The 12,793-nt window shown below is 38.6% G+C and carries 12 protein-coding genes; 10 read left to right on the plus strand and 2 right to left on the minus strand.

The genetic code is table 11. From position 1 onward, the window contains the following. The first annotated feature begins 61 nt into the window (after positions 1 to 61). The 3 genes from BN1082_RS15365 (at position 62) to BN1082_RS15375 (ending at position 2,542) form a co-directional block, all read left to right on the plus strand. Positions 62 to 310: a hypothetical protein gene (locus BN1082_RS15365; RefSeq protein ID WP_090635466.1), complete on the plus strand. Its 249-nt coding sequence runs from the start codon at positions 62 to 64 to the stop codon at positions 308 to 310. A gap of 175 nt (positions 311 to 485) precedes the next feature. Then, positions 486 to 782, plus strand: a complete 297-nt coding sequence (locus tag BN1082_RS15370) for a 4a-hydroxytetrahydrobiopterin dehydratase (RefSeq protein ID WP_090635467.1) — start codon at positions 486 to 488, stop codon at positions 780 to 782. 29 nt (positions 783 to 811) lie between these two features. Continuing rightward, on the plus strand, positions 812 to 2,542 hold the full coding sequence (locus tag BN1082_RS15375; protein WP_090635468.1) for an aromatic amino acid hydroxylase: 1,731 nt from the start codon (positions 812 to 814) through the stop codon (positions 2,540 to 2,542). Positions 2,543 to 2,591: 49 nt separating this feature from the next. Here the strand turns inward: BN1082_RS15375 and BN1082_RS15380 are convergent, their stop codons facing one another. Continuing rightward, the gene (locus tag BN1082_RS15380; RefSeq protein WP_090635469.1) at positions 2,592 to 3,794 is read right to left on the minus strand and encodes an FtsW/RodA/SpoVE family cell cycle protein; all 1,203 of its coding nucleotides are present in this window, start codon (positions 3,792 to 3,794) and stop codon (positions 2,592 to 2,594) included. Between the two features lie 240 nt (positions 3,795 to 4,034). Here BN1082_RS15380 and BN1082_RS15385 point away from each other — a divergent pair, with 240 nt between their 5' ends. The 7 genes from BN1082_RS15385 (at position 4,035) to BN1082_RS15415 (ending at position 11,725) form a co-directional block, all read left to right on the plus strand. After that, complete coding sequence (locus BN1082_RS15385) at positions 4,035 to 5,243, plus strand: ornithine--oxo-acid transaminase (RefSeq protein ID WP_176699820.1); 1,209 nt, start codon at positions 4,035 to 4,037, stop codon at positions 5,241 to 5,243. Between the two features lie 34 nt (positions 5,244 to 5,277). Then, entirely contained in the window at positions 5,278 to 6,570 is a 1,293-nt protein-coding gene (locus BN1082_RS15390) for a Glu/Leu/Phe/Val family dehydrogenase (protein WP_090635471.1), read from the plus strand. A 190-nt stretch (positions 6,571 to 6,760) separates the two neighbouring features. Further along, on the plus strand, positions 6,761 to 7,690 hold the full coding sequence (locus tag BN1082_RS15395) for a hypothetical protein (protein ID WP_090635472.1): 930 nt from the start codon (positions 6,761 to 6,763) through the stop codon (positions 7,688 to 7,690). A gap of 15 nt (positions 7,691 to 7,705) precedes the next feature. Continuing rightward, positions 7,706 to 8,353: a DUF4129 domain-containing protein gene (locus BN1082_RS15400; protein WP_090635473.1), complete on the plus strand. Its 648-nt coding sequence runs from the start codon at positions 7,706 to 7,708 to the stop codon at positions 8,351 to 8,353. A gap of 6 nt (positions 8,354 to 8,359) precedes the next feature. Further along, the gene (locus tag BN1082_RS15405; RefSeq protein ID WP_090635474.1) at positions 8,360 to 9,490 is read left to right on the plus strand and encodes a DUF4350 domain-containing protein; all 1,131 of its coding nucleotides are present in this window, start codon (positions 8,360 to 8,362) and stop codon (positions 9,488 to 9,490) included. Next, positions 9,487 to 10,416 carry an AAA family ATPase gene (locus BN1082_RS15410; RefSeq protein ID WP_090635475.1) on the plus strand — a complete coding sequence of 310 codons (930 nt, stop codon included), beginning with the start codon at positions 9,487 to 9,489 and terminating at the stop codon, positions 10,414 to 10,416. Before BN1082_RS15405 ends, BN1082_RS15410 begins: the two co-directional genes overlap by 4 nt. Then, a complete protein-coding gene (locus BN1082_RS15415; protein ID WP_245640447.1) occupies positions 10,367 to 11,725 on the plus strand; it encodes a DUF58 domain-containing protein in 1,359 nt (452 codons plus the stop codon). The genes BN1082_RS15410 and BN1082_RS15415 overlap by 50 nt, the downstream gene beginning before the upstream one ends. Here BN1082_RS15415 and BN1082_RS15420 read toward each other — a convergent pair. Continuing rightward, the gene (locus BN1082_RS15420) at positions 11,703 to 12,683 is read right to left on the minus strand and encodes a stage II sporulation protein M (protein ID WP_090635476.1); all 981 of its coding nucleotides are present in this window, start codon (positions 12,681 to 12,683) and stop codon (positions 11,703 to 11,705) included. The two genes, BN1082_RS15415 and BN1082_RS15420, sit on opposite strands and share 23 nt — an antisense overlap. Positions 12,684 to 12,793: the final 110 nt, after the last annotated feature.

A 12,793-nucleotide genomic window follows, 5' to 3' on the forward strand; every position in this document is an offset into this window, starting at 1 on the left:
TGTATTTATAAAATGGATGGGGGAATAATAGTAAAGATAAAATCTTTAAAGGAGCTTACGAATGCTAATTGAAGAAGGAGCCAAGTATCAAATTTCTCAAGGTGTCCAATGGAACTTTAATTCTGCTGAAACGATGACGGTCATTAGTAATAATGGAATTACGGTCCAGTTTTTACTCGATGAAAACAAGGGACGTGGCTCTATGCCGATTGACCATTTATTTTATTTATTAAAAAAAGCGAATCTCACGCAAATACCAAATAAGCGAATGTTATTAAATACAGATACGACCGAGGAACAAATTGGATAGTGACAACCTTTTTATTCAAAGCATTATTTCGAATAGAAATAGTGTTTTTTTCTTTTAATCGAGCATTTCTTCAATTTCATTAAGTAAAAATTAGTATGAAGCACAAAAATGTTGTTTGATAATTCAGTTTAATGATAAAATGAAAGCGCTTTAAAAACAGATAGGAGTGACAGTTTTGGAAAAATTGACCGAGGCGGAAATTCAGGAGAAGTTAACAACAACCCCAAACTGGAAGTTAACTGATGAAAAATGGATTGAGAGAAAGTATCGATTTTCAGCATTTCTTAACGGCATTGAGTTTGTTCAAAGTGTTGCCAATCTATCTGAGGAGGTTAATCATCACCCATTTATAGCCATCGACTATAAACTAGTTACGCTAAAATTAACTTCATGGCATGCAAAGGGTCTAACAGCGTTAGACTTTGACTTAGCTAAACAGTATGATGAACTATTCTTACAAATAAAAAAATAGATCCAATGTAAAGGGAGTGTTCTAAACGAATGGAGAAAGCGAAGAAGATTCCAAGGCATTTACAAAAATATGTTGTGGATCAGCAATATGAAAAATATTCACCGATTGACCAAGCGGTGTGGCGCTATGTAATGAGACAGAATCACCATAATCTAAAAGAAACGGCCCATTCAGCCTATGTGGGTGGTCTTAAATCATCCGCGATTTCTGTAGAAAAAATCCCAAATGTGACTGAAATGAACGAGTCATTAGAACCGTTCGGATGGGGTGCGGCAAATATCGATGGTTTTATCCCAGGAGTTGTTTTTTTCGATTTTCAAGCCAACGGGATATTACCAATTGCTTCTGACATTCGCAAACTAGAAAACATTCAATACACTCCAGCACCGGATATTATTCATGAGGCTGCTGGTCATGCTCCAATCCTTTGTGAAGAGAAATTCTCGGAATATGTGAAGCTATTTGGAGAGATAGGATCCAAGGCACTTGCAACGAGTGAAGAGCATGAACTATTTGAGGCAGTCCGCACTTATTCCAATCTATTAGAAAGTGGCCATGCTACTAAAGAAGATATCGAGGATGCTAAAGCAGCTTGCGATGAAAAACAAGCAGCTGTTAGGGAACTGTCCGAAGCAGAGCAAATTTCCCGCCTTTATTGGTGGACGGTTGAATACGGTCTAATCGGTACCATAGACAAACCGCAAATCTATGGGGCTGGCCTCCTTTCTTCGGTAGCGGAAGGACGCAGTTGTTTGTTACCTTCAGTTACTAAACTGCCATTTCAACTAAGGCAAGTGATAGAAACCGGATTTGACATTACCAAACCACAACCACAGTTATTTGTATGCGAGAATTTCGAACAATTAATAGATGCCGTAAATGAATTTTCGGAAATAATGGCGTTTAAGGTGGGGGGAACAGAAAGCTTAGAAAAAGCACTTCGCTCTAATCATACCGCCACCATTCAATACAGCTCAGGGCTTCAAGTAACCGGAACGTTAGGAACCATCATCAAAGACGAGAATGGTGAAGCGATTTATATAAAAATGATTAGTCCAACGGCATTAGCCTATGAAAACACAGAATTACATGGTCATGGTAAAACAACCCATCGGGATGGCTTCGGTGCGCCAATCGGGAAGCTATTAAATATTGAAACGTCCCTTGAGGATTTTTCAGATGAAGAGCTTAATAGAATTGGAATAGAGCATGGAAAAGCTTGCACGTTGAATTTTGCAAGTGGGGTCAAGGTTCACGGAGTACCTACTCAATTTGTACGCAAAAATAGGAAACTATTACTCATTTCCTTTACGAGTTGTACCGTTACTTTACATGATGAGCTGTTATTTGATCCAAATTGGGGAAGTTATGATTTGGCAATTGGCGAAAGAATCAGCTCTGTTTTTGCAGGCTCTGCCGATTCTGAGCAGTATTATGCTGACTTAGAGGCAGTGGAGACAAAACCATTCTTCAGCAGAAAGCTTACACTGCTTGAACAATTGTATGGCAAAGTAAGAAACATCCGTGAAAAATCCAATATTGTCAGCCAAAAAGATGAACTTTCAGGGGTCATTGAAATTCTAACAAATGACTTTCCTCATGATTGGCTACTGAGAATCGAAGTCATCGAACTCTTAGAAAAGCACAATTTATTACCGGAAGAAAAAACCTTGCTGAAAGAGCAATTGGAAAAAATTAAACATTTAGATGAAGAATTTCCTGTGTTAATTGAAAGAGGTCTGATGCTAGCTCCATATTAGGACAATATCTTTTAACTCAAAAAAAGGAGGATGTCTTCAGGACATCCTCCTAATTTCTTAAATAAAAGACATTTTTCTTATGACTCTTTATTTTCTCATTTTGTTGTGTGTTGTTTTTATATTTCTTCTCGTAATTCATAAACATGGATACATTGACTAAAATACCTACCGCAATCGCTAATTGAATCAGTGAAGATCCGCCATAACTGACGAATGGTAGTGGAACACCGGCTAACGGTAAAAGTCCGGAGACACCAGCAAGGTTAACAAACGCTTGAATTCCAATCATACTGGAAATTCCGGTAGCAAGTAAACTGCCAAACGGGTCCTTGCATCGTGTTGCAATACGAAACCCTTTTAAGACGATGAAGGCTAATGAAAGAATGACAAAACCAACACCCCATATCCCTAATTCTTCAGCAATTACAGCTATAATAAAATCAGTATGTGGTTCAGGTAAATAGCCCAGTTTTTCAATACTTTTTCCCAATCCTAAGCCATTTATCCCTCCGGAGCCGATCGCTAAGTATGAATTCACCAGGTGATAACCAGAGGTTTGTGAGGCGGAAAACGGGTCGTTCATGACTGAAAAACGATCCATTCGCTTTGCAGTAAATATTTTATTGTGGAAAATAATCACCATTGGTATTAAGACCAATAATGCTATTCCTGCAAGTTTAAACAAATTCTTAAAACTAATCCCTGATGATACGATGATCGCAGTTGAAAAGGCTAAAATCAGCTCAACTGTTCCAAAGTCCGGTTGGCTGGCAATCAGAAAACAAACGAGTGCTAAATAGATTAAAGGAGGGACAACCCCTTTATTAAATTCATTTATGTAGGTTTGCTTTTTTGCATAAACAGCTGATAAATAAATAATGACACATAGCTTTACAAATTCTGAAGGTTCAATACTAATCGGGCCTAATTTAATCCAGCTTTTTGCCCCGCCAGCCACATGACCAAAGAGATCTAGAACCATTAAAACGGATATAGAACCTGCAACCAAAACCATTAGAACTTTATTGTTCTTCAGCGCCTTATAAGGAAATAAAGCGGTCAAAACAAAAACAAAAAATGCTATGATCATAAAGAACTTTTGTTTTTGATAAAAGAAGTCACTTGAAACTCCGTACCTTTGTACTGCCATTGCCTCACTAGCACTATAAACCATAACTAATCCAAAAAGAGATAGTAAAATGACGGCAATAATTAATGAATAATCATATGATCTCAGCATTTTCTTAAACATAATCTCGTCCTCATTTTTTAATGTTGTATTTTCTATAATAATCTAAATATGTGCTGATGTCTTAGCACGAAACTACTATCTATTCAAATTTAATAAAAATTTAATAGTTGAAGGGACTCTAGAAGTGAGAAATCCTTTAAAAATGTCATGAATTATATTAAAATTGAAAAGCACGCATGCATAATCTGCTGTGGAAGCGCTTTATTATTATGCGAATGGGGATAAAAGGGGGAAATGGAAGTGACTGCAACTCATACGAAATCTGAAGAAATTATTGTAAAAACACAAAAATTTGGTGCGAATAACTATTATCCGCTGCCAATCGTTATATCAAAGGCTGAGGGAGTTTGGGTTGAAAGCCCTGAGGGAGATCGTTACATGGATATGCTTAGTGCTTATTCAGCCGTAAACCAAGGGCATCGTCATCCAAAAATCATCCAGGCATTAAAAGATCAAGCAGATAAGGTAACCTTAACATCAAGGGCCTTCCATAGCGATCAGCTTGGGCCTTGGTATGAAAAAGTAAGTAAATTAACGAAGAAAAATATGGTTCTGCCAATGAATACTGGTGCAGAAGCTGTTGAAACAGCTCTTAAGGCTGCCCGCCGGTGGGGCTATGATGTAAAAGGCATTGCTGAAAATCAAGCAGAAATCATTGCTTGTAATGGCAATTTCCACGGACGTACCATGGGTGCCGTCTCTTTATCATCTGATCCAGAATATAAGCGCGGTTTTGGTCCTATGCTACCAGGTATTAAATTAATCCCATATGGAGATATAGATGCTTTAAAAGCAGCTATTACCCCAAATACCGCTGCGTTTTTAATTGAGCCTATTCAAGGTGAAGCGGGAATTATTGTTCCACCACAAGGATTTTTAAAGGCGGCAGCAGAATTATGTAAGGAAAACAACGTATTGTTCATTGCTGATGAAATTCAAGCTGGCTTAGGGCGAACTGGAAAAATGTTTGCATGTGAATGGGAAGAAGTTATTCCTGATATGCTCATTTTAGGTAAGGCTCTTGGCGGCGGGGTATTCCCAATTTCCTGTGTTGTGGCTAATTCTGATGTGTTAGGGGTATTTAATCCTGGTTCCCATGGCTCTACATTTGGGGGCAATCCACTTGCCTGTGCTGTTTCGATTGCAGCATTAGACGTACTTGTGGATGAAAACCTAGTGGAACGCTCACTTGACCTTGGCAATTACTTCCTTGAGCAGATAAAATCAATCCCATGTCCCATTATTAAGGAAGTAAGAGGAAAAGGTTTGTTTATTGGTGTTGAGCTTACAGAAGAAGCAAGACCATATTGTGAGCAATTAAAGGATGAAGGGCTATTATGTAAAGAAACCCATGATACGGTGATTCGTTTTGCTCCACCACTCATCATTTCTAAAGAAGAGATCGATTGGGCAGTTGAAAAAATTAAAAAAGTATTAGCTGCAAAATAAACTATATTTCTACTATAACGACGAGGTGTCAGAGATGTCTGCTACGACAGTGCAAAATGAAATGAAAAAGGAACAACAAGACGAACAAGAATCATTAAATTTATTCTATTCTACGCAAACAGTCATCCAAAAAGCTTTAGCAAAATTAGGCTATAACAATGAAATGTATGATTTACTAAAAGAACCGTTAAGATTGTTAACAGTCCGCATACCGGTGAAAATGGACGACGGTACAGTTAAAGTTTTTACTGGCTACCGCTCACAGCATAATGATGCAGTTGGCCCAACAAAAGGCGGCGTTCGTTTCCATCCGGAAGTAAATGAAGAAGAAGTAAAAGCATTGTCCATTTGGATGAGCTTAAAATGCGGAATTACCAATCTTCCTTATGGAGGCGGTAAAGGCGGTATTATCTGCGATCCTAAGAAAATGTCCTTAAGAGAGATTGAAAGATTAAGCCGTGGCTATGTTCGTGCTATTAGCCAAATCGTTGGACCTACAAAGGATATTCCAGCTCCGGATGTATATACAAATTCACAAATTATGGCATGGATGATGGATGAGTACAGTCGCCTAAGGGAATTCGACTCACCAGGATTTATTACAGGTAAACCAATCGTTCTAGGTGGATCTGAAGGCCGTGAAACGGCTACTGCTCGTGGAGTAACGATATGTATTGAAGAAGCGTTAAAGAAAAAAGGGAAAGAACTTCAAGGTGCCCGCGTAGTCATTCAAGGCTTCGGAAATGCCGGAAGTTATCTAGCAAAATTCTTACATGATGCCGGTGCAAAAGTAGTGGCTGTTTCTGATGTCTATGGTGCTGTACACGATCCAAATGGACTTGATATAAACTATTTACTAGATCGAAGAGATAGCTTTGGTACATTCTCGCAGCAATTTACTAATACAATTTCAAACACAGAATTACTAGAATTAGAATGTGATATTCTTGTTCCGGCAGCCATTTCTAACCAAATCACTGCACATAATGCCGCTCAAATTAAGGCATCCATAGTAGTAGAAGCAGCAAATGGACCGACAACACTAGAAGCAACAAAGATTTTAACAGAACGCGGTGTTCTCCTTGTTCCGGACATTCTTGCTAGCTCTGGTGGGGTAACGGTATCTTATTTTGAATGGGTCCAAAATAATCAAGGTTATTATTGGTCAGAAGAAGAAGTTGATGAAAAGCTCGTAAAAATTATGAAAAGTTCATTTGAAAATATTTATCAAACTGCAAATAGATACAAAGTGGATATGCGCTTAGCAGCCTATATGGTTGGAATAAGAAAAGTAGCAGAGGCCTCTAGTTTCAGAGGATGGGTATAAACTTTTTTACGTAATAAAATTAATTACTATAGCTCTTTCCGTTGATTCGGGAAGAGTTTTTTTAAATTGTCTTTGTTCTGCTCGTGATTATAGCCCATTTTTTTCGTTTTTTTACAACTTATTACACTGCCGATAGTTGAATGATGTTAAAATATGTCTAGTAAAATATATTTTTAGGGGGATTTAGATATTGGATACAAAGTTCACTAAACCAAAGAGTTTTGGAGAAATACTCGATCATACCTTTTCGTTAAGTAAAGATCGCTTTAAGGACTTTTTCTTGATTTTACTCATTTTTATGGGGCCGGTTTACTTGATTGAAGCTATCATCCAGCTATTATCAGGTACGAGCTTCTTTAGAGCAGTGGGAAGTGGAAATGGGTGGTTTGAACAAATTCTTTCGAGTTTTAAAGAAACGCAAACCATTGATCCTAATAGTTTAGCTACTGAGCTTAAAACCCTAGTAGGAACTATAATTGTCGGATTTATTGGTGCACTTTTTTTTCCAGTTGCGAAGGCAGCTGTACTTCTTGTCATCCAAAGGGTTCAAAAAAATGAAGAATATACGATTGGTTTAATGATTAAACAAGCCTTTTTACGCTTTTTTCCCATTCTTTGGAGCAATATTCTATATTATCTAATTTATTTTGGTTTATTCGTTGCATCTATTATCCTCGTTGCGTTTACGGGTGGCATCGTTTCGTCTAAAAATCTTATTCTCGGCATAGTGTTAGCAATCCTTTTAGGTTTAGGCTGCATCGTTGGAATGGCTTGCTTGATGACCCGCTGGAGCTTTTATTTTGGTTCAGTAGTGTTGGATCATCAATCACCTGGTTTTACAAGAAGCTGGAGGCTGTCAAGAAAACGGACATGGATCTCAATTGGTCTTTACCTTGTGTTTTATTTGATTACTATATGTATTGATTCTGCAGTACAATCGACATTTGCTCTCGTATTAGGAAATAGTGTATTGTTATCGATTATTGTAAACATCGTAACCCTTTTAACATCTCTATTTTTCTATGTTGGGTATGGTGTGATATATCTTGATTTAAAAACGAGACATGATGCCGATGATTTAAAAGAAATGATTGATGACTATGATATTACAACACTCTAAAGTCGGGTGATTAACATGCTAGATGCAAACAAGGCAAGAAATGAACTTAAGGATATTCTGAATCAGAAGGAATACCGAATTTATTACCAAGATTCTAAGAGTTTGCTCGAGGTGTGGTGGGAAAAAGCAAAGGAATGGATTGCCCATCTGCTACAAAAATTATTTCCGTCTATCCATTCAGCAAGTAAAGCATCCGGCCCGATTTTGATCGCAGTGATTATAGCGGTGTTAATTCTTTTAGGGGTTGCCATCTTTTTTATCATACGCCATCAAAGACGGAAACGCATGCTAAGCAACCGAAAGCCGCTTCAATCGATGAAAGAAATGAATTGGTCGTTCCAAAGGCATTTAGAGGAAGCAGGGAAACAGGAAGCTTTAGGAGAGTACTCGCTTTCAACCCGCCATCTATTTTTAGCATTGCTCCTTTATTTTCATGAACAGGAATGGCTTGTGGCAAGAATTTGGAAAACAAATTGGGATTACTATGACGAACTAAGGAAAGTAAACCAACAAGACGCTCAGCAATTTTATCAGCTCGCTACATTTTTTGATGAAGTGACATATGGAGGGCGTCAGGTTCGAAGAGAAGAATACATTGAGTTTCAAAGCGAGGTCATGAACTGGCTTGGGAATGAGGCTAAAAAGCTGGGGGAAAGGGGGTAGAAGAAGGTGCAATCAAAAAGACAAACTTGGTTTTGGCTTGTTGTTCTACTCCTTTTCTTTATCATCATCAGTATTTTTGGCAATTCACAAAAGCCAAAGGTATATCCAAATTATGTTTCTGACTCTCCTTCCCCTAGCGGCGTGAAAGCATTTTATACATATTTACAAAAGGAAATGGAAGTTAAAAGCTGGTCTTATTCACCAAAAATGCTTCCAACTGGTCCAGAAAAGAAATTACTCATAATGGTCGAGCCTTCTGTTGTTCCAGATCAGGTAGAAATGGGAGAATATAAGCGCTTCATGGAAGCCGGAAATACGATTCTATTATTAAAGAACAATCCGAAAGGGATGTTTGATTTACAGGTTAGTCCATTAGATTCAAATGCTCCAGTAAATAAAGCCTTAAAAGTATATGATCAAAATAAAAAGGCTTATCGGGCTGAAATCAATTCCTCGATCCGATTACTTTCTAACAAGAATGAGGAACGTCTCCTTTATGATAATAATGGCACCGTTGCATTAAAACAAACATTTGGTCATGGTCAACTGATTGTCGCCATTGCTCCCGAGTGGATCACAAATGGTCAAATCTTAAGTGAGGACCATTTGGCACTCATTCTTCATCTACTGAATGAAAGTAATACACACACCGTTTTATTTGATGAATATATTCATGCCGGGCAGAATACCTCAACGATGTTAAATGTATATCCTAAATGGTTTTTACTCATCCTGCTGCAAATCGTATTCCTCACCATTCTTTGGCTTTGGTACAAAGGAAAGCGTTTTGGTCCTATTTTTGTTCCAAGGGAAGAAACGGTTCGGTTTAGCGATGAAGGGATACGAGCATTAACTGCCTGGTATCTCAAAGGACGACGCTATCATGATTCTTTCTTAATCCAAGCTGATTATGTCAAGCTTCTCCTTCAGGAGCGGTGGAAGATTCCTTTCAGCAAGGAATGGAAGGATCTTTCTCCATTCTTGGAACGAAAGTGGCTTGGGGTTCCAAAAAGTGATATTGGTCCATTCCTAAATGGGGTGGCAACAATGGTTGAAAAAGAAAAAATGAGCAAACAAGAATTCTTGCAATGGTCGAGAAAGCTTGAGCTATTACGGAAAGAGGTGGAGGAAGGGTGAGAGTAGAATTATCATCCTTTTTAGAAAAATATGAAGAACGGATTTTAGGTCAGAGTCTTAATCTTAGATTGTTATTATCTGCTATATTAGCAGGAGGTCATGTCCTCCTAGAGGGGGTTCCTGGTACTGGTAAAACGCAAATGGTGCGAACGATCGCTGGACTTCTAGATGGAAGCTTTCATCGCATTCAATTTACCCCGGACCTACTTCCAAGTGATATAACAGGAAGTATGATTTACAACATGAAAGAGAGTAGCTTTCAAACATTAAAAGGACCTATTTTCACCAATATTCTCTTAGCCGATGAAATTAATCGGACACCGGCTAAGACCCAGGCAGCTCTTCTAGAAGCCATGGAAGAAAGGCAAGTAACCATACAAGGTGAAACCTATTCCTTACCTGAGGTATTTTTTGTAGTCGCAACCCAAAACCCAATCGAATTTGAAGGCACCTATCCGCTACCTGAAGCACAGCAGGATCGTTTCTTATTTAAACTACATATAGATTTTCCTTCCTTTGAGGAAGAAAAAAATGTGTTAAAAAATGTGATTGAAAACAGCTTTAACGAAACACCTGTTTCTCAGGTCCTAGATTTGAATACTTTTATCAAAATTAGAAAAGAGATTGAGCAGGTCACAGTTGGTGAGAATATTTTAGAATATCTTTTACAAATTGTCAGGAAGACAAGAGAATCGGAAGCCATACGTTTTGGAGCGAGTACCAGGGCAGGGATTTCCATTGGGAAAGCCGCACAAGCATGGGCATATTTAGCCGGACGGAATTATGTTACCCCGGATGATATCAAAATGACAGCTAAGCCGGCACTAAGACACCGTATTCAGTTATCCCCGCATATAGAATTGGAGGGAGCAGCCGTTGACCAAATCATTGAAGAGCTTGTGGGGTCGGTTCCTGTTCCGCGATAGAGGGATTATTCCAACAAAAAGAATCATGCTCGTCTTCGGTCTCCTTTCTCTTACATTATTAGTAGGAGCTGTACGAGGAATCTCATGGGGATTCATATTGACGATTAATGGACTGGTTTTTTTAGTAAGTCTTATCGATTTACTATTTTCTCCGAAAAAAAATCAGCTTTCCTTTAACCGTATATTACCAGAAGAGATGGAGAGAGGTCTTCCGTATACCATCCAGCTTGAAGTAAACAATCATTCTCAGCATTCTTTTTCGTATCGGATGGTAGATAACCTGCCGCAATCGTTCGTTCAGCCATTTCCTATCGTGGGAATGGCGGCAAAGGAAGCTGTAACCGAAGTAACCTATGAAACGACCGCATCGGTAAGAGGAAAATATGAAGTCACAAAGCTTTTTTGCCGGTATCGAAGTTTCATTGGCTTATGGGAAAAGCAAACAACAGTGGATATAGTGGATACCGTGAAAGTCATTCCTGATTTAACCGAAACGAAGCAGTATTTAGCCAATGCCCAGCAATTTTTAATATACGAAGGTTTAAAGATTCGTAAGCAGAGAAGCGGTGTAGGCGAGTTTTCCAAAATCAGAAGCTACGTTGTAGGGGATGACCCGCGGAAAATCAATTGGCGCCAAACTGCTAAACTGCAAGAAGTGATGACAAATGAATATGAACCAGAGCACGGGAAGTATATCACCATCTTACTTGATTGTGGCAGAATGATGGGGGCTGAATTGAAAAAAGGGAACCGCTTAGAAAAAGTGTTAGAGGCAGCTTTGACTGTCGCGGCGGCTGCTCTAAAAAAAGGTGACTATGTTTCTGTCCTAGCTTTTTCAAAGGAAATTAAAGTATTTGTGCCCCCTGCGAAGGGAATGGCGCATTTGCAGACCATCCTCCAAGCGATTTTTGATGTAAAGGTGGATGCAGCTGAGTCTAATTATGCAGCTGTCTTTCAATATTTAGAAATCGTTCAAAAGAAGCGCAGCTTGCTCTTATTATTTAGTGATGTTCGTACATTCCTTCATGAGGAAAGCGCATTGTTGTATTTAAAACGATTAAGGCAGAGGCATTTGTTCTTTATGATGGGGATTGAGGATCAGACACTTATTAATAGAATAAAAGAAGAGCCAAAGGATGTTCAAACCGTAATGATGAAAAGTATTGCTCAGCAGCAAATGCTAATTAAAAAGCGGGAAAAAATCAAATGGGAAAAACAGGGCCTCCAAATGGTGGAGGCCCGAGAGGAAAAATTAGCGATTGCAGCTGTTTCTCATTATATTGACATTATGAATCAAAATCTCCTCTAGTTTCACTTTTAGATAGTTTTAGCTTTCCGATGATCACATAGAGAATTAAGCCCAACACTGTTAGGAGTGCGACGATGTACTTTGCTTCAAGTGGGATAGCAGCAGGAGTGATAAAGCCCTCTATTATACCAGCGATGACAAACAAAGGAACCGTCCCGAGCAGGAGCTGTACGGAGCGTTTGGCCTGCTCCTTTAATTGGAATCCTCTTGAATAGTGTCCCGGTACAAAGAGCTTATAGCCCATTAATAATCCGGCACCGCCGGCAATAAAAATGGCTGTAAGCTCTATCATCCCATGTGGAACGATATATGCCCAAAAATCATAGGATTTTCCATGTTGCCAAAACAGTGCAGCGAGTGCTCCCATCAAAATTCCATTCGAGACTAGTATATAGACGGTTAAAATCCCAAATGTAACACCACCGGCAAAGGCTAAGATTGCCACTTGAATATTGTTCGTCATAATGCTAGCGGACATAAGGGAGGAATCGACGGCGGCGCCGTTTTTTCCTAGATGTTCGGGTGAAACACCTTGGGCGACCTCCGGTGGTAGAATAGAATAAATATGTAATGGGTCGTTCATGACTGATAGGAAACTTCCGATTGCACCGATGATAAACAGGACCATGGCAACCAAGACAAATTTCCATTGTTCTAGTAGTAAGCCAATAAATTTGGTGCTAAAAAAATAGCGAATTTGTTTTCCACTAGAAATTTGATCTTTATAAAAAAGATTATGTGATTTTGAAACAAGTCCGTTTAAGTATCCGGTTACTTCGTCATTTGGGAAGTAGGTTTGGCAATATGAGAGATTCTGAGCTGCCTTTTGATAGAGTCGATAGAATTGTGTAATATTGGACCCAGTAATCACCTTTTTGCTCTTATTTAACGACGTAACCATTTGTTCAAGCTGTTTCCAGTCTTCACGATGCTTTTTAATAAATTGTAAAGAATCCATTTTGACACCTCCTTGTTTAAACAGTATTATTTTCTATTCCTTATTATAGTAATGATGTAGAAAAATAGAAACACCTAAAGATAATTACAACAATGAAATGGGGGAAAACC

The sequence above is a fragment of the Neobacillus massiliamazoniensis genome (assembly GCF_001048695.1).
Taxonomy (GTDB): Bacteria; Bacillota; Bacilli; order Bacillales; family Cytobacillaceae; genus Neobacillus; species Neobacillus massiliamazoniensis.

Excerpts from the sequence above, each read along its gene's own strand:
- BN1082_RS15380 (WP_090635469.1), bottom strand. The coding sequence starts at position 3,794 with ATGTTTAAGAAAATGCTGAGATCATATGATTATTCATTAATTATTGCC.
- BN1082_RS15390 (WP_090635471.1), top strand. The coding sequence starts at position 5,278 with ATGTCTGCTACGACAGTGCAAAATGAAATGAAAAAGGAACAACAAGAC.
- BN1082_RS15365 (WP_090635466.1), top strand. The coding sequence starts at position 62 with ATGCTAATTGAAGAAGGAGCCAAGTATCAAATTTCTCAAGGTGTCCAA.
- BN1082_RS15420 (WP_090635476.1), bottom strand. The coding sequence starts at position 12,683 with ATGGATTCTTTACAATTTATTAAAAAGCATCGTGAAGACTGGAAACAG.
- BN1082_RS15400 (WP_090635473.1), top strand. The coding sequence starts at position 7,706 with ATGCTAGATGCAAACAAGGCAAGAAATGAACTTAAGGATATTCTGAAT.
- BN1082_RS15375 (WP_090635468.1), top strand. The coding sequence starts at position 812 with ATGGAGAAAGCGAAGAAGATTCCAAGGCATTTACAAAAATATGTTGTG.